This is a genomic window from Rhizobium bangladeshense (assembly GCF_017357245.1).
Taxonomy (GTDB): domain Bacteria; phylum Pseudomonadota; class Alphaproteobacteria; order Rhizobiales; family Rhizobiaceae; genus Rhizobium; species Rhizobium bangladeshense.
This window is the reverse complement of record NZ_CP071612.1, coordinates 2216317-2233731: the sequence shown is the minus strand read 5'-3', so window position 1 is coordinate 2233731 and position 17415 is coordinate 2216317. Positions and strand designations below refer to the sequence as shown.

Here is a 17415-nt window from a genome sequence, read left to right as displayed (position 1 = left end):
CATGAGCCATCGCCTGCTGACCGTGATCGCGCTGCTGCTCGCCGGTCTTTGGGGCGCGGTGCTCGGCTATCTCCATCTCAATGGCCGGATAGGCCTTCTCGATCGGATGGAGGCATCGCTCGCCGATATTCGCAGCATCGTAGTCGGATCAAATACACCGCCTCCCGTCGTCTCGATCGTCGCGATCGACGACCGTACGGCGGCGGCCCACGGCTATCCGCTTGATCGGGCGACACTGGCGCGCCTCGTCAATGCGATCAACGCTCTGAAGCCGAAGGCTCTGGCACTCGACATCCTGCTCGTCGATCCGGGACCGGAGGAGGGGGATACGGCGCTGACCGCAGCCCTTGAAGGGGGACCGAGCGTGATTGCGGCGGCGGCCACCTTTGCGCAGAGCCGGCAGCGGGTCACCAACTTGCCAGACGATCCGCTTGCCGCCATTCCCGAGGCAGATCAGCTTCTCTTGCCGCTCCCGCGCTTTGCAGCCGCGGCGGCGGTCGGTGTCGTCAATGTCGCCACCGACCACACCGGCACGCCGCGTTTCATTCCGCTGATCTCGCGCGCCGCAGACCGGCTCGACCCGGCTTTTCCGCTGCGTGCCGCCTCGGTGGCTCTCGGTGTCGATCCGACGATCGAACACGACGCCATCCTCCTCGGAACGCTGCGCATTCCCACAGATATCGGCCAGCGCCTGCCGGTGACCTTCTATGGCCGGCACGGCAGCATCGCCACATCAAGCGCCGCAGATGCGCTTGACGGCAAACTCCCGGCGGATGCGATCGCCGGCCGCATCGTCGTCATCGGCGCGACCGTCACCGGCGGCGGCGATGTCTTCCCGACGCCGTTCGATCCGGTCATGCCCGGCGTCGAGGTCATGTCGACGGCGATTACCCATCTCGTCACCGGCGACGGGATGGTGCGAGACCACAGGATCAGGCTGATCGATGCCGGTACTGCGGTCGCCCTGCCGCTCCTGCTGGTTTCATTGATTGCATGGCGGCGGAGTTCTGCGGGCTATCTCATCATCGTGCTGATGCTGGTCGTCTGGGCAATGCTCAATCTGTCGGCCTTCGCCCATGGCTACTGGCTGAGCGCGGCGCTACCGATCGCCGCGGCACTGCCGCCGGCGCTGCTCTTCGGTGCGGCCGAGCTCTGGCGTGATCGCGGCCGCGCCCGCCATTTCGCCGAACAGAGCGCGCTGCTGCAGCGCATCGAGGCGCCGGGTCTCGGCGAATGGCTGGCGCGCAATCCGAATTTCCTTGCCGCGCCAGTGCGCCAGGACGCCGCCGTCGTCTTCATCGATCTCTCGGGCTTCACCGGCCTCAGCGAAAACGTCGGGCCGGTCAAGGTGAGCGAGGTGCTGAGCGGCTTTTTCGAACTGATCGACGAGGAGGCGCGCGCCCACGGCGGCGCCATTACCAGCTTCATGGGCGATGGGGCGATGATCCTGTTCGGCCTGCCGAAGCCCGCCGATGACGATGCCGCCCGAGCCGCCGCCTGCGCGGTCGGCCTTTGCGAGCGCACCCGGGCCTGGCTTCGAACGCAGGCGGGGCTTGCCGAGAAGAAGATCGGCTTCAAAGTTGGCGCCCATTGCGGGCCGATCGTCGCCTCGCGGCTCGGCACCGGCGACCGGCAGCAGATCACGGCGGCGGGCGATACGGTAAATGTCGGGAGCCGGTTGATGGAGGTCGCAGCCAGCCATGGTGTCGAGCTGGCGCTGAGCGCCGAAATCGTGCGCGCAGCAGGTCCTGGTAGCGTGCTCCTCACCGCCGGCCGAATCGAGGGTCCGTTGGAAACGACGCTGCGCGGGCGGGCAAACCAGATCGACGCCTGGCTGTGGCGAAGCCGCACGCTTTGACAATCGCTGCGGGAGCGGCTAGGAACGGCGCAAACACCCCGCCGGCTGGCTCCGGCCATGGCGCATTTTGCGCCTGACAGCTCCGAAAGATCGAACCCATGACAGAATTCAACGGCGTCGTTCCGGCGATCGCCAAGGCGTTGCAGAAGCGCGGTTACGCCGAACTCACCCCGGTGCAGCAGGCGATGCTCGATCCGGCACTTGCCGCTTCGGACGCATTGGTCTCGGCCCAGACCGGCTCCGGCAAGACCGTCGCATTCGGGCTGGCGCTGGCGCCGACGCTGCTCGAGGGCAGCGAGCGTTTCGGTGCTGCCGGCGCGCCGCTTGCACTCGTCATCGCGCCGACGCGGGAGCTTGCCCTGCAGGTGAAGCGTGAGCTCGAATGGCTTTATGAGATGACGGGCGCGGTGATCGCCAGCTGCGTCGGTGGCATGGACATCCGCAGCGAGCGCCGCTCGCTGGAGCGCGGCGCTCATATCGTCGTCGGCACACCGGGCCGGCTCTGCGACCATATCCGCCGCCACGCGCTCGACATGTCGGAGCTGAAGGCCGCTGTGCTCGACGAGGCCGACGAGATGCTCGACCTCGGTTTCCGCGAGGACCTGGAATTTATCCTCGACTCGGCCCCGGACGAGCGTCGCACATTGATGTTTTCGGCCACCGTGCCGGCTGCGATCGCCAAGCTTGCCAAGAGCTACCAGCGCAATGCGGTGCGCATCAGCACCGCGGCCGAGGAAAAACAGCATGTCGATATCGAATATCGCGCGCTTGTCGTCACTCCGAGCGACCGCGAGAACGCGATCATCAACGTGCTGCGCTATTACGAGGCGACCAACGCCATCGTCTTCTGTTCGACGCGCGCGGCCGTCAATCACCTGACCTCACGGTTCAACAACCGCAATTTCTCCGTGGTGGCGCTGTCGGGCGAACTGACCCAGAACGAGCGCAGCCACGCGCTGCAGGCGATGCGCGATGGGCGTGCCCGCGTCTGCATCGCGACCGACGTCGCCGCCCGCGGCATCGACCTGCCGGGCCTCGATCTCGTCATCCACGCCGACCTGCCGACCAATCCGGAAACGCTGTTGCACCGCAGCGGCCGCACCGGCCGAGCCGGACGCAAGGGCATTAGCGCCATGATCGTGCCGCTGAATGCCCGGCGCAAGGCCGAGCGCCTGCTGGAGAATGCCGGCATCTCGGCCGCCTGGGCGCGGCCGCCGTCTGCCGAGGAGGTGAGCGAGCGCGACGACGAGCGGCTGCTTGCCGATCCGATTTTCCATGAAGCGCCGCAGGAGGAAGAGCAGGCCCTGGTTCAGCAGCTTCTTTCCAGTCACGGTGCCGAAAAGCTCGCCGCCGCTTTTCTGCGCCTTTACCGCACCAACCATTCGGCGCCGGAAGACCTCATGGAGGTGTCTGTCTACGAAGACCGCAGCCGCAAGCGCCGCGACAATGCCGCGCCTTACGAGCCGGCACAGAAGGGACCGCGCGAGGATTTCGGTCCCGGCGTCTGGTTCTCCGTCTCGGTCGGGCGCAAGCAGAATGCCGAGCCGCGCTGGCTGATCCCGATGCTCTGCCGCAACGGCAACGTGACGAAGCGCGAGATCGGCGCGATCAAGATGCAGCCCGAGGAAACCTATGTGGAGATCGCCGCGGCAAGTGCCGAAAGCTTCCAGCAGGCCCTCGGCCCGAACAAGGCGCTTGAACGCGGCATCCGCGTAACGCGACTTTCCGGCACGCCTGACTTCAGCCGAGCGCCATCGCCGAAACCCTATGCCGGCAGGGCATCTCGCGACGAACAGCCGGGCGAGACGTTCCGCGACGAGCGGCCGAAAAACAAATTTGGCAACGGTTCGAGCGGCGGTTATGCCGCAGCAGCCGAGAATGGCGGCGGCGAACGACGGGATGCCAAGCCTTGGAGCAAGAAGGCGGGTAAGCCTGGCTACAATGGCGCGAAATCCGACAAGCCTAGATATGACAAGCCGAAATTCGAGGGCGGCAAGCATGAGGGTAAGAGTGGCGCCGGGCCGAAAGGCAAATTCTCGAAGAAGAAGTCCGGTTGATTTTGATTGCCGCGTGATTTCTTGACTGGCAGGATCAGACGACGATGAAACGCTCCGGCTTATCTCGTGTCGGTCCGGCCGCCTTCATTAAGGCCAATCTGCCGATCTCGCCGGTCCTCTCAATCCCCGAGATCCTGCTCCACACCGCCGGGCCTGCGAGCGGGCTCTGGCGGCTTGCCGGCCGTCGAGAAGCCGACGCGCCGCCTTACTGGGCCTATCCCTGGGCTGGCGGAATAGTGCTTGCCCGCCATCTGCTTGACTGGCCGGAAATGGTCGCCGGCCGCCGCGTCCTCGATCTCGGCGCCGGCTCCGGACTGGTGGCCATTGCGGCGGCGAAGGCTGGAGCAGCGACGGTGATGGCGGTCGATGTCGATGCCAATGCGATTGCCGCGATCAGCCTCAACGCGACGATCAATAACGTCACCATCTCGGCAGTTGCCGCCGATATCCTCGATGCGCCGCCGCCGGAAGCGGCGGATCTCCTTGTGGTCGGCGATCTTTTCTATGATCCCTCGCTTGCCTTGCGGGTGATGACTTTCTTGCGGCTTTGCCAGGCAAGCGGCATCGAGGTGCTGATCGGCGATCCCGAGCGGGCCTATCTGCCGCATCGAGAACTCAGGCGAATCTCGACTCGGGCGGTGACGGACTTCGGCGCGGCGAACAGCGGCGGCGCGGTGCAAGCGGGCGTTTTTTCGCTCTCCTGATCGAAGGCGAGTCTATACGAGATGATCCGGCCGCAGCAGCATGACTGGGCAGGGTGCTCCGGCCGGCAATTCCGGCGCCTGCGGCGGGCGGATAATGAGGCAGTCGGCCTGCGCAAACACCTTCATCATCGAGGAGTCCTGCTTGGCGAAGGGTTCGGCGCGCCAGCCGCCGGCGGGCGATTTCGAAAGCCTCGCTCTGATATAGTCCTGCCGGTGCTCATTGGCGCGCAGGGCGACGGCCGCCTCCACCATTGTCTCGCGTTGCACCGGCGGCAGCGAGGCGAGTTTGCGGATCAGCGGCTCGAGAAAGAGCAGCGAGCAGACGAGGCTCGAGACCGGATTGCCGGGCAGGCCGAGCACATGAGTCTCGCCAAAGCTGCCGACCATCAGCGGCTTGCCGGGGCGCATGGCGATGCGCCAGAAATCGAGCTGCATCCCGGCCTCGATCAACGTCGCCTGCACCAGGTCATGATCGCCGACCGACGCGCCGCCGAGCGTGACGATGACGTCGGCCTTCGCATCTCGTGCATTGTCGACTGCCGCGGTGATTTTGGCCTTGTCGTCCGGCACAATGCCGAGATCAATGACATCGGCGCCGGCTCTGCGGACAAGGGCGGCGATACCAAAGGTGTTGGAGGCGATGATCTGCGAAGGGCCGGGCGTGCTTCCGGGCGGCAGCAATTCGTCGCCAGTCGCGAGAATCGCGATCAGCGGGCGACGGAGCACGTCAACATCGGGCCGGTTCATGCCGGCCGCAACCGTCAGCCGGGAGAAATCGAGGACAGTGCCGGCAGAGAGCACCCTTTCACCTTCGGTGAAATCCTGGCCGCGCGGACGCACATGCTGGCCCTGCCGCACCGGAAACCTGGTTCTGATGCCGCCGTCGATCTTCTCCGCATCCTCCTGCAGCAGGACGCTGTCGGCGCCGGACGGAACAGGCGCTCCGGTGAAGATGCGGACCGCCTCTCCCTTGCCCACGCTTCCATCGAAGCCGTGGCCGGCCGAGGACGTGCCGATGACCTTCAGCACGGCGCCCGGCTCCGGCGCGTCGTCGCCGCGTAGCGCATAGCCGTCCATGGCCGAAGCATTGAAGGGCGGCTGCGTCAGGCGCGCCGTCAGATCGGCCGCCAGGACGCGGCCTTCGGCTTCGGCGAGCGGCAGCGTCTCTGACGCAGCGACGGGCCTTGCGCGGGAGAGCAAGCGATCCAAGGCCTCGGCGACGGGCAAGAGGTTCATCTTGCCTCCGGATGACGGAAATCGCCCGATTTGCCGCCGGACTTTTGGAGCAGCCGGATGCCGCCGATCTCCATGGCCTTGTCGGCGGCCTTGGCCATGTCGTAGATCGTCAGGCAGGCGACCGAAACGGCCGTCAGCGCCTCCATCTCCACACCGGTCTTGCCGGTCAGCTTGGCGGTTGCCGTGACGCGCAGGCCGGGCAGGGCAGCATCTTCTTCGATCTCGACCGCGACCTTCGTCAACATCAGCGGATGGCAGAGCGGGATGAGATCGGCTGTGCGTTTTGCCGCCATGATGCCGGCAAGGCGCGCCGTGCCGATCACATCGCCCTTCTTGGCGTTGCCCTGGCGGATGAGCGCAAGGGTTTCCGGCGCCATCTTCACGCGGCCCTCGGCAGTGGCGATGCGCACCGTCTCGGTCTTATCGGAAACGTCGACCATGTGCGCTTCGCCGGAGGCGTCGATATGGGTGAGGCCGGGCTTCTCGCCGCTCATGTCATTCGGCCGCGAGGGCGGCTTCGCCAAAGAGCAGGGCGCGGGTGGCAGCCGCCACGTCGTCCTTGCGCATCAGGCTCTCGCCGACCAGGAAGGTATTGATGTCGACGGCCTGCAGGCGCTTGCAATCGGCATGGGTGAAGATGCCGCTTTCGCCGACCAGCAGTCGGTCGGCCGGAACCATGGCGGCCAGCGTCTCGCTGACCGTCAGGCTGACCTCGAAGGTCCGCAGATTGCGGTTGTTGATGCCGACGAGCGGCGAGGAAAGCTTCAGCGCGCGCTCCATTTCCGGCGCGTCGTGAACCTCGACCAGCACGTCCATGCCAAGCGAGAAAGCTTCGTCCTGCAGACGCTCCGCATCGTCATCGGTCAGCGACGCCATGATCAGCAGAATGCAGTCAGCACCCCAGGCGCGGGCTTCATGAACCTGATAGGTCTCGAACATGAAATCCTTACGCAGCGCCGGCAAGGCGCAGGCAGCACGGGCGGCCGTTAGAAACTCCGGCGCGCCCTGAAAGCTCGGCCTGTCGGTCAACACGGAGAGGCAGGCGGCGCCGCCGGCTTCATAGGCGGCAGCCAGCGCCGGCACGTCGAAATCGGGGCGAATAAGGCCTTTCGACGGGCTCGCCTTCTTGATTTCGGCGATCAGACCGAAATGGCCTGCGTCGCGCTTGGCCGCGAGCGCCTTGTGAAAACCGCGCGGCGCAGACTGATCAGCCTGCATCGCCTTCAGGTCGGCAAGCGATACGCCAGCCTTGGCGGCAGCGATTTCCTCGCGCTTATAAAGTTCAATCTTCTTCAGGATGTCGGTCATCGGCCAATCCTAATCGATATCGTTGGAAACGGCGATGAGTTTGTCGAGGGCGAGCGCCGTGGCGCCGCTATCCAGCGAATGCGCGGCAAGCGCCATACCGTCGCGAATCGTGCCGGCCTTGCCCGCGATGACCAGCGAGGCGGCGGCATTGGCGAGCGAGACATCGCGATAGGCATTCCGTGCGCCACCGAGGACCTCGCGAAGCGCTGCGGCATTGGCGACACCGTCGCCGCCCTTGATATCGGCGAGCATGCAGGGGCTAACGCCGAAATCGGCTGGCGACAGCTCGAAAGTGCGGATTTTGCCGTCTTCGAGCGCCGCCACCTTGGTGAGGCCGGTCGTGGTGATTTCGTCGAGGCCATCGCCGTGGACCACCCAGACGCATTCGGAACCGAGATCCCGCATGACTTCGGCAAGCGGCACCAGCCATTGCGGCGAGAAGACGCCGAGCAGTTGGCGGCGGACGCCGGCGGGGTTGGAAAGCGGCCCGAGAAGATTGAAGATGGTGCGCGTGCCGAGTTCGACCCGGGAGGGGCCGACGTGGCGCATGGCGGAATGATGAAGCTGCGCGAACATGAAGCCGACCCCGGCTTCCGCGATGCAGCGCGTGATGATCTCAGGGCCGACGTCTATATTGACGCCGAGTGCGGCCAGATTGTCCGCCGCACCCGATTTGGAGCTCAGCGCCCGATTGCCGTGCTTGGCGACGGGCACACTGGCGCCCGCCACGATCAGCGCCGCCAGCGTCGAAATATTGTAGGTGCCGCTGGCATCGCCGCCAGTGCCGACTATGTCGATCGCATCGGCCGGCGCCTCGACTGTCAGCATTTTCGACCGCATTGTCGTGACCGCGCCGACGATCTCATCAACGGTCTCGCCGCGAACACGCAAGGCCATTAGGAAGCCGCCGATCTGCGAGGGCGTCGCCTGGCCGGACATCAGGATGTCGAAGGCGTCGCGAGCCTCGTCACGCGTCAGCGGCTCGCGGCTTGCGGCCTTGGCCAGGAACGGCTTCAGATCGGTCATAAAACCTCCTAGCGAACCGTCGCCTGTTCGGCGAGCGTCTGGTTGATCTGTGCCCCATACTGCGTCTGCAGCGAGTTGACCATCTGGTCGAGGATATCATCGCCGGCGGCATTGGCCATGGCGGTGAGTTGGGCGTCGCGGTTGTTCAGCACGTCGCCGGTCGGCTGGCTGTTGACCTCGGTGACCTTCATCAGGATCTGCGTCGAGGGATCGGCGCCGACCGCGCTCGCAACCGTATCGACGGGGCCGGAGAAAGCGGCCTTGACGGCGGCGCGCCCGAGAACCGGATCATCGGTGGAGCGGGTGATGCCGCTTTTGCTTTCGACGGCGATGCCGAGCGGCGCCGCAATATCGGCAAGGGCGGTGCCCTTTTGCGCCTCGGCCTTCAATTCCTGGGCCTTCTTGGCGAGCTCGGCCTTCTGCTGCTCCGCCGTCCAGTCCTCGACGGCTTTCTCGCGCACCTCGGCGATCGGGCGGTCCCGGTCCGGTATGATTTCGCGGACATTGAACCAGACATAGCCGTCATTGCCGACCGGAAGCGGCGACGCATCGACGCCGACCTCGGTCTTGAAGGCTTCGGCGAGCAACTGCTGCTTGACGGGAATATCCTTGATCTCTTGGCCGTCCTTGTCGGCGCCTGTCGCATCGATGGCGTCGACGGTCACAGTCTTGAGGTTCAACTGGCCGGCTATATCTTCAAGCGTCGCGCCTCCGGCACGCAGGTCCTCGATGCGGTCGTGAACGTTGATCACTTCCTGAGACGCATTAGCGAGCGCCAGCTGCTTGCGGATATCTTCCTTCACCTCGTCGAAATTCTTGACCGTCTCCGGCTTGATATTGGTGATGCGCAGGATGACTGGACCGAATGAGCCGTCGACGACAGGCGTTGTGCCGCCATCTTTCGACACCGCAAAGGCGGCATCGGCGACGGCCTGATCGGGAACCTTGTCCTTGGTGAACTCGCCGAGCAGCACGTCGTTGGCGGTCTTGCCCTGGTCGGTGACCAGCTGGTCGAAGCTGGTGCCGCTCTTCAGCGCGGTTTCGGCGGCGGCGGCAAGGTCCTTGCTGGTGAATGTCAGCTGCTCGATCGTCCGGCTTTCCGGCGTGCGATAGGTATCCTTGCCCTTGTCGAAGGCCTCGCGGATCTGGTCGTCGGTGACGGTCGCGGCGTCGGCGATATCGGCCGGCTGCAGCTTGAGATAGATGATCTTGCGGTATTCTGGCGCTCGGTAGCGCTGCTTGACGCCTTCGAACCAGCTCGCCAGCACGTCGTCGGCTGGCGCCTTGATCGGCTCGATGTTGGCGTTGGTCAGCAAGAGGTAGTCGATGCTGCGGCTTTCATCGCCATAGAGCTTCAATGCGTCGACCAGCGTCTTCGGCGCGGTAAAACCGTTGGAAACGGCATCGACGATCTGGCTGCGGACGGCGACCTTGCTGCGCTCCTTGATGTAATCGTCCTGGCGAATGCCGGCATTGCGCAGGCGCGAGACAAAGAGCTCGCGATCGAACCGGCCGTTGATAGCCTTGAAGGCCGGATCGTCTGCGATCAGCTGAGCGAGACGATCCTCGGACAGGCCGAGGTTCATATCTTCAGCGAGCTGGTCCAGTGAGGCGCCGGCGACGAGCTCTGAGAGCACCTGCTGCTCGACTCCGAAGGCGCGGGCCTGCTCGGGGGTGAGGCGCATGCCGAACTGCTGGCCGATGCTTGCCACCTGACGCTGGTAAGCGAGCTGGAATTCGGTGACGCCCACCTTCTGATCGCCGACCGTCACGACCGTGGTGCTGTTGCCGCCAGAGATCAGCTCACGCGACACGCCCCAGATGCCGAAGGAGGCCACCAGGAGTAGCAGGAGCAGCTTGGCAACCCAGGTCTGAGCAGCTCTTCTCAGAAAATGGAACATGGAAAGGCAAACCTCGCAGTATTCATTGACCCGCGCGCGGGCAGACATTCGACGTTCCTTAAAACAAAGCCGACAGGAAATGAAGGGTTGTCACGCGAAAAGCTGCGCTGGGCTAAGATGGCGACGCAAGGCGTTGATGGCGAACAAAAGATCGGCTCCGGCGGAACCTTTCAGGCCGCCATTTCGTTGAAGCGGCATCCCATGAAACAGGAGCAGACCATGGCAGAATTGAAAACCGCTTCCGCCGAATCCACCGCTGCGCGCGTCAAGGCGGATATCGCAGCAGACGATCTGTCGGCGCAGGTTACCGCACTCCGCGAAGATCTCTCCAGATTGACGGACAGCGTGCGGGCGCTGGGGCAGGGGGCAAAGTCGGTGGTCACGGACGAAGCTTCACTGATGACGGAGCGGCTGCGCGACAAGATTCGCGAAGAACCGATCATGGCGCTCGCGGTGACGGCGGGCATCGCCTATATGTTCGGCCTTCTGAGCCGCCGCTGAACATGGAAATTCGGGACGGTAAAGCCGGACGCAAGGCGCCCGGCTCTTAGTCATGTCTGCTTATGACGGGACAGTTAGCGGCGGATGGCGCGGCCCACGAAAATCAGAATGCAGGCACCGACGAAGCCGGTGATCAGGTAACCAAGCCACCCCGCCAACGGCTGAATGTTCAACAGAGCCAGGATCCAATTTGCGACAATCGCGCCGACGATCCCGAGCAATATGTTCATAAGCACGCCCATACTGCTGCTCATGACCTTTTCCGCCAGCCACCCGGCGATGCCGCCGATGATGATGGCGGCAATCCAACCCACGCCTGCGTCTTCCATAGTACTCCCTCCTGGTGAAACGACTAGCAAGAAAGCACGAAGCAAAAAAAAGTTCCACTCTCGGAGGAGCTCAAGCGCTTATGGATGCAGCAGGGTGACCGGCGTCTCGAGCAGGTAAGCGACGAATTGGAATAGCAGACCGGCTATAGCCAGAATCGCGAATCCGAAAGGCATGATCAGGCTTTTGCTAAACATTCTTTTTCTCCCTCTCGGGTAAAGCATAAGCCTAACTCCAGGCTGCGCAAGATTATTACTAAAAATTGGTTAAGTGTGACATTTAAGTAGAACTATAAATACCTATAAATGATCTTCTTCACCTACGGTGACTTGGTTGGATGCAGAGCAACGGGCATGTCTCCTGATAGAAGCTAGAAAATTTCAACATCTCGGTGAATTTCACCTGAGTTAAACTTCGCCCAACACGTAACGCGGAGACCGGCCATGCAGCAATTGGGGCGCAGGTGCTGACACTGCTCCAGGAGACAATCTGGTGTCCTGCTGGCGGCGGATTGATTTTGCCGCCGACTGCGTCATTTTCCGCGAAACACAATTCAATGAGGAAAGGCTCGATGCCAAAAGCTGTGATCGCCATGGCCTGCTGCCTCTGCCTGCCGACGCTTGCAGCCTGCGGTAATACCGCATACGGGCTGAAGAAGGATGGACAAGAGGCGAGCCACGCAATGGACAATGCGACCCATCGGGTGCTTTCGTCCGGAGCCAAGAAGTAACGGCATCAACGGGGTGGCCGGCGTCAATGCGCAGGAAATCTCGGCATGAAAAAGCCCGCCTGGGGTGAGGCGGGCTTGGCATAACAGAGAGAATTGACGGACGGAAAACCGCCCCGACTAATACAGCATTTCCTTGAAGGCGCCGCCGTACGTCATTCGACGTAACCGCGACCGAAAGGTTCCGGCAGCGGCCGTCAGGATCGGGTCAGAAGTTGCCCCAATTCTGAGCGCGGGCACGAGCGCGAATAATCCGGTATTCGCGACCGCCATAGAGCGAACCGATGGTCAGCAGAAGTGTCAGCACGTCCCAGATGATATGCATGTTATCCTCTTAGTTGGACGGCTCTGCCGTCTATCGGTAATCGGCACAATAGCAATTTTTCGAACCTGCTTATATGACAAGAAATCGGGATAAGCAGGAAAAGGGGCAGGGCGCTTGCGAAGAGGCGCCGCCGCCCTCGCGCATCGGCTTTCCGAAAAACGGAAGCGATTTTCGGAAAGCACGTTGTGCAAGTTCAAAGAGTTACAGCGTCCTTTGCGCGTCTGATAAGGAGCGCGGCGCTGCAGGAGCAGCAACGTAAACACATCAGTCGACGGCAGCCCATGACGATTTTCTCCGTCCGCCACGTCACGTCCTATCGCTACCGCAGGGAGGTCGATTTCGGCGAGCATCGCCTGATGTTTCGGCCGCGCGACAGTTTCGATCAACGGCTGATCGAAGCATCGCTGACGACCTATCCGGAGCAAAGCCATGTGCGCTGGATCCACGATGTTTTCGGCAATTGCGTGGCGCTCGTCGATTTTCCCCGGCCCTCATCGGAGCTTCGTTTCGAAACCTGGATCACGCTTGATCATGAGCCTCAACTCGCCCCGGACATTCGGATCGACGACGCGGCGCTGACCTATCCTTTCTCCTACGACAAGGACGAAATCGCCGATCTCGCGCCGGCGATGCAGCGCCATTATCCCGATTCGGGCGATGAGGTCGGCCGCTGGGCGCGCCAGTTCGTCCGCGTGGGGCACACGACAGAGACCGGGCACCTGCTGATGACGCTTTGTTATGCCATTCGTGAGAGCTTCGTCTATGCACGTCGCCATGAACATGGAACGCAGACGCCGCTGCAGACCTTACAACTTCGCTCCGGCACTTGCCGGGATTTCGCACTTCTGATGATGGAGGCGGCACGCTCGCTCGGTCTCGCGGCGCGATTCGTCACCGGCTATGTCTACGTCCCTGACCGGGATGGCTCCACCGTACTCGGCGGCGGCTCCACGCATGCCTGGTGCCAGATCTATCTACCAGGGGCCGGCTGGGCCGAGTTCGATCCGACCAACGGCATCGTCGGCAACCGAGATCTCATTCGCGTGGCCGTTGCCCGCGACCCGCGCCAGGCAATTCCCTTGAGCGGCAGTTATGACGGGAATAGCTCGGATTTCGAGGGCCTGACGGTGCAGGTCAATGTGACCACGCGGCAGTCGTGGCTTACCGAGGGGTGATGGTGCATTACCTCGGGGCAATACCGGATTGCCCGGGGCAATGCTGGATTGCCCGACGAGGTGCGGGGTTACGGGTGCGCGGTCGCGGGAACCGAGGCAGCGCGATCAACGTTCCATACTCACCTCCACCTAAGCGGGGAGGGACGAGGAAACCGTAATGAAGATACGCGCCGGGTTTCATCTGGGCTATGAATGCATACAGCCGACGCCGATGCTGCTGGTCCTCAACATTCACCCCTCCAGGCGCGCCGATCTCCTGAGCGAGCAGGTCCTGACATTCGACCGGCCGGTCGAGGCATGGGAATATACCGATGGGTTCGGCAATGCCTGCAGCCGGATTGTCGCTCCGCCGGGGCTGACGACGATTTCCACCGAGTTCGAAATCTACGACACGGGGCAGGCCGACATCGTTCCCGTCCAGGCGGTGCAGCACGCGATCAAGGATCTGCCCGACGAGGTGCTGGTCTTCCTGCTCGGCAGCCGCTACTGCGACATAGACAGGCTCTCGGATTTCGCCTGGGCGACCTTCTCATCGACGCCGCTCGGCTGGGCGCGTGTGCAGGCGATCTGCGATTTCGTGCATAACCACATCACGTTCGATTATCAGAAGGCCGACGTTCTCAGAACCGCGCATGGCGGCTTCACCGACAAGAGCGGCGTCTGCCGCGACTTCGCCCATCTCGCCATCGCACTTTGTCGATGCATGAATATTCCCGCCCGATATTGCACGGGCTATCTCGGCGATATCGGCGTTCCGGCCGATCCCAATCCAATGGATTTCAGCGCCTGGTTCGAGGTTTTTCTCGGCGGTCATTGGCATACGGCGGATGCCCGCCACAACACTCCGCGCATCGGCAGAATTCTGATGGCGACGGGCCGGGATGCCACGGACGTCGCGATGTCGACGGCTTTCGGTCCGGCGAGGCTTTCCCGCTTCGAGGTGATCACTGAAGAAGTGCCGTAAGAGACCCTGAGGGAAGAACGGACCGCCCCGGGCAGATCCTATGCCTTCTTGAGGAATTCCGTTTTCAGCACAAGACCTTTGACCTGCTTGGTGTTGCACTCGATCTCGCCGGGATTGTCGGTCAGGCGAATGCCTTTCACCAGGGTTCCCCGCTTCAGCGTCTCCGAGGTGCCTTTGACCTTGAGGTCTTTGATCAACGTAACGGAATCGCCATCGTGGAGCTGGCTTCCGTTGCTGTCCTTTACAATTACGTCCTCTGCCATGATGTCCCCGCTTGATGATGCGCGAGGGAAATCACGGCGAGGCGGGATAGTCAATCACCGGCCTGGGACCGTCCCGTCCGATCCTCAGTCTCCGGGGCTCTCCAATCCGTGGCTGCGCAGACCTCACGAACGCAGCTGCGAAGCCAGCGATGTGCGGGATCGGCATCCATCCTCGGGTGCCAAAGCAATGAAACCGTGAGCTCCGGCGTCGGAACGGGAAGGGGGAAACTGTGCATTCCCGCCCGCAAGGCTGCCGTGTGCAGTTCAGGCACGCTCGCGACTAGGTCCGAGGCGCGGGCGAGCGCCAGCGCTGTGGCAAAACCGCCGACGATGGTGGCGATCTGCCGTTCCAGCCCGAGCACATCCAGGGCGTCGTCGATCGCTCCTCTGTCGAGTCCGCGCCGCGAGACAGCGATGTGGCCTGCGGCCGCGTAACGGGACGGCGTGATCTCATTCAGGCAAAGCGGATGGCCGGTGCGCACGACGCCGATGAAGCGGTCGCGGAACAAGGCCTGCGCCCGCACCTCAGGTCCCATCGTCTCACCGACGACACCGACTTCCAGATCAACGCTTCCGTCACGCAACGGCGCACTGTCCTTGTCCAGTTTCTGGACGAAGCGCAGCCGCACACCAGGGGCTTGCGGGCCGAGGCGAGTGATGAGGCCGGGGCCGAAACTCTCGGCGAAACCCTCGCTGGCGCGCAGCGTGAATGTCCGAACGAGGCGGCCGAGATCAAGCGCTGCGGCAGGACGCAGGACTGCCCGACCATCCTCGACGATGCGGCCGACCCGCTCGCGCAGCTCCAGCGCCCGAGGTGTCGGAACCAGGCCGCGCCCGGCACGCACCAGCAGCGGATCGCCCGTGGCCTCGCGCAATCGCGCCAGCGCCCGGCTCATTGCCGATGGGCTGAGCCTCAGCCTCTCGGCCGCACGGGCGACACTGCCTTCAGCGAGCAAGACATCGAGGGTGACAAGCAGGTTGAGGTCAGGGGGCGACATGCATGCGGTATAACACGATTTTCCGGTGATGTGGCGTCTTATGCATGGATGAAGTGCAAATGCTGCATGTTCCGCCATGCCAGAGGCAGGATTAGGGTTCGACGGCTCCGTTGGAGCGTGAACAAGGAGATCCTGTTGAAACCGATCATTGCAGAGCAGGGCGAGGCACTCGCCGAAAGCCGCTGTTCCGTCCGCTGGGTGCTCGCCAGCCTTTGCCTCTCGATGCTGCTGCCATCGCTCGGCACCAGCATCGCCAATGTTGGCCTGCCGGCACTTGCGCGGGCATTCGACGGCTCGTTCCAGGACGTGCAATGGATCGTTCTCGCCTATCTCCTCGCTATCACCACCCTGACCGTCAGCGTCGGACGGCTTGGCGACATGACCGGCCGCAGACGGCTTCTGCTCATCGGCATCCTGCTCTTTACGCTGGCCTCCGTCCTCAGCGGGCTTGCGCCGGCGCTCTGGCTGATGACCACCGCACGTGCGCTGCAGGGTCTCGGCGCGGCCATGATGATGGTCCTCGCAATGGCTTTTGTCGGCGAAACGGTGCCGAAGGCGAGAACCGGCAGCGCCATGGGGCTGCTCGCAACCATGTCGGCGATTGGTACCGCTCTCGGCCCTTCGCTCGGCGGCGCTCTGATCGCCGGGTTCGGCTGGCCGGCCATCTTTCTTGTCAACGTGCCGCTCGGCACCGTCGCCTTCACTCTCGCCTATTGTTTTCTGCCTGCCGACGACAACATTGGGAAAGCGGAGCGCGCCGGTTTCGACATGGCAGGAACCTTGCTGCTTGCCTTGGCGCTTTCGGCCTATGCGCTGGCGATGACGATTGGGCGGGGCAGCTTTGGATTGCTGAATCTGGCCCTGCTGGCGGCCGCCTTTCTCGCGGCCGGTCTCTTCGCCTTCGCCGAGTCGAAAGCCGCGTCGCCGTTGATCCGGCTGGCGGTTTTCCGCAATCCGGTGCTGAGCGCCAGTCTGGCGATGAACGCTCTCATCTCGACGGTGATGATGGCGACGCTGGTGGTCAGCCCATTTTATCTCTCGCGTGCGCTCGGACTCAGCGAGGCCGGCGTTGGAGCCGTCATGTCGATCGGCCCCGTCATCTCCATCTTCGGCGGAATTCCCGCCGGCCGCCTGGTCGATCGTCTGGGAGCGCCATTCGTGATCGCTGCAGGCCTCTTTGCCATGGCTGCCGGCGCCATCGCGCTTGCCGTGCTTCCCGGAATCGCTGGCTACATCGCCGCCATCGCCATCCTGACGCCCGGCTATCAGCTGTTCCAGGCGTCCAACAACACCGCCGTCATGGCCGATGTCGCCCCTGACCAGCGCGGCGTCATCTCCGGCGCGCTCAACCTGTCGCGCAATCTCGGTCTGATTACCGGCGCCTCGGTCATGGGCGCGATATTCGCGCGAGCGTCGGGAACATCGGATATCACTGTAGCACGCCCCGAGGCCCTTCACTGGGGCATGCAGATCGCTTTTGCGGTCGCAGCCATGTTGATCGCGGCAGCACTCGCCATCGCGGCCGTAACTTACCGCCGCGGGAGAGTCGCCGACAGGTTGCAGAAGTGAAGTCGGCGGTGGCGCATTGAGATCGCGCCGCTGAGCAGGAATGAGACCAAGGTCCGATCCGCCCCGGACTTCGGGCCGATACCAAAGCCTCGATCGCTGCAATAGATTTTCGGGCCGGGACAGATTTGCGGAGGTTTAACGGTGACCAAGATCTTCGTTATGGGGATGATACTGACGCCGGTAATTTTCTGGGGTTCCGTTGGTGCGCTGATCTACTCGATGTTGTCATGAACGGATATTGCGCCTTCTTTCGTGGCCCGGAATCGGACTGGAGGCCTCCCCGAAGCTGACAAGCGTGCCGCGCGGGCGCAGGCAATCCAGCGATGTGGCAAAGGTGTCGGCGCCGACAAAATCATAGACAACATCCACGCCAGTCGGATCAGCCGGCTTGAAGGGTCCGATCTTCGGATTCGCTTGTCACGCCAAAGAGTTAGTCCTCCGCATTTCCGCGAGACCGCCGCAGACAGCTAAGAGAC

General features: G+C 63.2%; 17 protein-coding genes. 8 read left to right on the top strand and 9 right to left on the bottom strand.

Annotation, left to right across the window (positions count from 1 at the left end):
* Position 1 precedes the first annotated feature (1 nt).
* From J2J98_RS10885 to J2J98_RS10875, 3 genes are all read left to right on the top strand, one after another.
* The gene (locus tag J2J98_RS10885) at positions 2 to 1858 is read left to right on the top strand and encodes a CHASE2 domain-containing protein (protein WP_207601047.1); all 1857 of its coding nucleotides are present in this window, start codon (positions 2 to 4) and stop codon (positions 1856 to 1858) included.
* 98 nt (positions 1859 to 1956) lie between these two features.
* The gene (locus J2J98_RS10880) at positions 1957 to 3915 is read left to right on the top strand and encodes a DEAD/DEAH box helicase (protein ID WP_207601046.1); all 1959 of its coding nucleotides are present in this window, start codon (positions 1957 to 1959) and stop codon (positions 3913 to 3915) included.
* Positions 3916 to 3959: 44 nt separating this feature from the next.
* Positions 3960 to 4619, top strand: a complete 660-nt coding sequence (locus J2J98_RS10875; RefSeq protein WP_207601045.1) for a class I SAM-dependent methyltransferase — start codon at positions 3960 to 3962, stop codon at positions 4617 to 4619.
* 12 nt (positions 4620 to 4631) lie between these two features.
* On the opposite strand, the gene J2J98_RS10870 is transcribed toward J2J98_RS10875, so the two are convergent.
* From J2J98_RS10870 to J2J98_RS10850, 5 genes are read right to left on the bottom strand one after another with little or no spacing between them, the layout of a single operon-like run.
* Positions 4632 to 5855, bottom strand: coding sequence for a molybdopterin molybdotransferase MoeA (locus tag J2J98_RS10870; protein ID WP_207601044.1), 1224 nt, complete (start codon positions 5853 to 5855; stop codon positions 4632 to 4634).
* Positions 5852 to 6349, bottom strand: a complete 498-nt coding sequence (gene moaC, locus J2J98_RS10865; RefSeq protein WP_207601043.1) for a cyclic pyranopterin monophosphate synthase MoaC — start codon at positions 6347 to 6349, stop codon at positions 5852 to 5854. Before moaC ends, J2J98_RS10870 begins: the two co-directional genes overlap by 4 nt.
* Position 6350: 1 nt before the next feature.
* Positions 6351 to 7163: an indole-3-glycerol phosphate synthase TrpC gene (gene trpC / locus J2J98_RS10860; protein ID WP_207601042.1), complete on the bottom strand. Its 813-nt coding sequence runs from the start codon at positions 7161 to 7163 to the stop codon at positions 6351 to 6353.
* Positions 7164 to 7172: 9 nt separating this feature from the next.
* Entirely contained in the window at positions 7173 to 8189 is a 1017-nt protein-coding gene (gene trpD / locus J2J98_RS10855) for an anthranilate phosphoribosyltransferase (RefSeq protein ID WP_207601041.1), read from the bottom strand.
* A gap of 8 nt (positions 8190 to 8197) precedes the next feature.
* On the bottom strand, positions 8198 to 10090 hold the full coding sequence (locus J2J98_RS10850; RefSeq protein ID WP_207601040.1) for a peptidylprolyl isomerase: 1893 nt from the start codon (positions 10088 to 10090) through the stop codon (positions 8198 to 8200).
* Positions 10091 to 10309: 219 nt separating this feature from the next.
* On the opposite strand from J2J98_RS10850, the gene J2J98_RS10845 reads away from it, so the two are divergent.
* Positions 10310 to 10591 (top strand): hypothetical protein, encoded by a 282-nt coding sequence (locus J2J98_RS10845; RefSeq protein ID WP_064710587.1) that lies wholly within the window; start codon positions 10310 to 10312, stop codon positions 10589 to 10591.
* A gap of 74 nt (positions 10592 to 10665) precedes the next feature.
* Here J2J98_RS10845 and J2J98_RS10840 read toward each other — a convergent pair whose 3' ends face one another.
* Positions 10666 to 10920 (bottom strand): GlsB/YeaQ/YmgE family stress response membrane protein, encoded by a 255-nt coding sequence (locus tag J2J98_RS10840; RefSeq protein WP_064710560.1) that lies wholly within the window; start codon positions 10918 to 10920, stop codon positions 10666 to 10668.
* 569 nt (positions 10921 to 11489) lie between these two features.
* Here J2J98_RS10840 and J2J98_RS10835 point away from each other — a divergent pair.
* From J2J98_RS10835 to J2J98_RS10825, 3 genes are all read left to right on the top strand, one after another.
* Entirely contained in the window at positions 11490 to 11648 is a 159-nt protein-coding gene (locus J2J98_RS10835; protein ID WP_138395192.1) for an entericidin, read from the top strand.
* A gap of 603 nt (positions 11649 to 12251) precedes the next feature.
* A complete protein-coding gene (locus tag J2J98_RS10830; protein WP_064713661.1) occupies positions 12252 to 13145 on the top strand; it encodes a transglutaminase family protein in 894 nt (297 codons plus the stop codon).
* Positions 13146 to 13302: 157 nt separating this feature from the next.
* The gene (locus tag J2J98_RS10825) at positions 13303 to 14109 is read left to right on the top strand and encodes a transglutaminase-like domain-containing protein (RefSeq protein ID WP_064710563.1); all 807 of its coding nucleotides are present in this window, start codon (positions 13303 to 13305) and stop codon (positions 14107 to 14109) included.
* A gap of 38 nt (positions 14110 to 14147) precedes the next feature.
* Here J2J98_RS10825 and J2J98_RS10820 read toward each other — a convergent pair whose 3' ends face one another.
* Entirely contained in the window at positions 14148 to 14372 is a 225-nt protein-coding gene (locus tag J2J98_RS10820) for an alkylphosphonate utilization protein (protein WP_010025202.1), read from the bottom strand.
* A 50-nt stretch (positions 14373 to 14422) separates the two neighbouring features.
* A complete protein-coding gene (locus J2J98_RS10815) occupies positions 14423 to 15370 on the bottom strand; it encodes a LysR family transcriptional regulator (RefSeq protein WP_207601039.1) in 948 nt (315 codons plus the stop codon).
* Positions 15371 to 15505: 135 nt separating this feature from the next.
* Here J2J98_RS10815 and J2J98_RS10810 point away from each other — a divergent pair, with 135 nt between their 5' ends.
* Entirely contained in the window at positions 15506 to 16939 is a 1434-nt protein-coding gene (locus J2J98_RS10810; RefSeq protein ID WP_207601038.1) for an MFS transporter, read from the top strand.
* A 225-nt stretch (positions 16940 to 17164) separates the two neighbouring features.
* Here J2J98_RS10810 and J2J98_RS10805 read toward each other — a convergent pair whose 3' ends face one another.
* The gene (locus tag J2J98_RS10805; protein ID WP_425504995.1) at positions 17165 to 17308 is read right to left on the bottom strand and encodes a hypothetical protein; all 144 of its coding nucleotides are present in this window, start codon (positions 17306 to 17308) and stop codon (positions 17165 to 17167) included.
* Positions 17309 to 17415: the final 107 nt, after the last annotated feature.

What these genes read in the sequence shown, in the direction of transcription:
- J2J98_RS10880 (WP_207601046.1), top strand. Translation starts at nt 1,957, where the DNA reads ATGACAGAATTCAACGGCGTCGTTCCGGCGATCGCCAAGGCGTTGCAG.
- J2J98_RS10820 (WP_010025202.1), bottom strand. Translation starts at nt 14,372, where the DNA reads ATGGCAGAGGACGTAATTGTAAAGGACAGCAACGGAAGCCAGCTCCAC.
- J2J98_RS10835 (WP_138395192.1), top strand. Translation starts at nt 11,490, where the DNA reads ATGCCAAAAGCTGTGATCGCCATGGCCTGCTGCCTCTGCCTGCCGACG.
- J2J98_RS10850 (WP_207601040.1), bottom strand. Translation starts at nt 10,090, where the DNA reads ATGTTCCATTTTCTGAGAAGAGCTGCTCAGACCTGGGTTGCCAAGCTG.
- trpD (WP_207601041.1), bottom strand. Translation starts at nt 8,189, where the DNA reads ATGACCGATCTGAAGCCGTTCCTGGCCAAGGCCGCAAGCCGCGAGCCG.
- J2J98_RS10815 (WP_207601039.1), bottom strand. Translation starts at nt 15,370, where the DNA reads ATGTCGCCCCCTGACCTCAACCTGCTTGTCACCCTCGATGTCTTGCTC.
- J2J98_RS10885 (WP_207601047.1), top strand. Translation starts at nt 2, where the DNA reads ATGAGCCATCGCCTGCTGACCGTGATCGCGCTGCTGCTCGCCGGTCTT.
- J2J98_RS10875 (WP_207601045.1), top strand. Translation starts at nt 3,960, where the DNA reads ATGAAACGCTCCGGCTTATCTCGTGTCGGTCCGGCCGCCTTCATTAAG.
- J2J98_RS10825 (WP_064710563.1), top strand. Translation starts at nt 13,303, where the DNA reads ATGAAGATACGCGCCGGGTTTCATCTGGGCTATGAATGCATACAGCCG.
- trpC (WP_207601042.1), bottom strand. Translation starts at nt 7,163, where the DNA reads ATGACCGACATCCTGAAGAAGATTGAACTTTATAAGCGCGAGGAAATC.
- J2J98_RS10830 (WP_064713661.1), top strand. Translation starts at nt 12,252, where the DNA reads ATGACGATTTTCTCCGTCCGCCACGTCACGTCCTATCGCTACCGCAGG.
- J2J98_RS10845 (WP_064710587.1), top strand. Translation starts at nt 10,310, where the DNA reads ATGGCAGAATTGAAAACCGCTTCCGCCGAATCCACCGCTGCGCGCGTC.
- J2J98_RS10840 (WP_064710560.1), bottom strand. Translation starts at nt 10,920, where the DNA reads ATGGAAGACGCAGGCGTGGGTTGGATTGCCGCCATCATCATCGGCGGC.
- moaC (WP_207601043.1), bottom strand. Translation starts at nt 6,349, where the DNA reads ATGAGCGGCGAGAAGCCCGGCCTCACCCATATCGACGCCTCCGGCGAA.
- J2J98_RS10870 (WP_207601044.1), bottom strand. Translation starts at nt 5,855, where the DNA reads ATGAACCTCTTGCCCGTCGCCGAGGCCTTGGATCGCTTGCTCTCCCGC.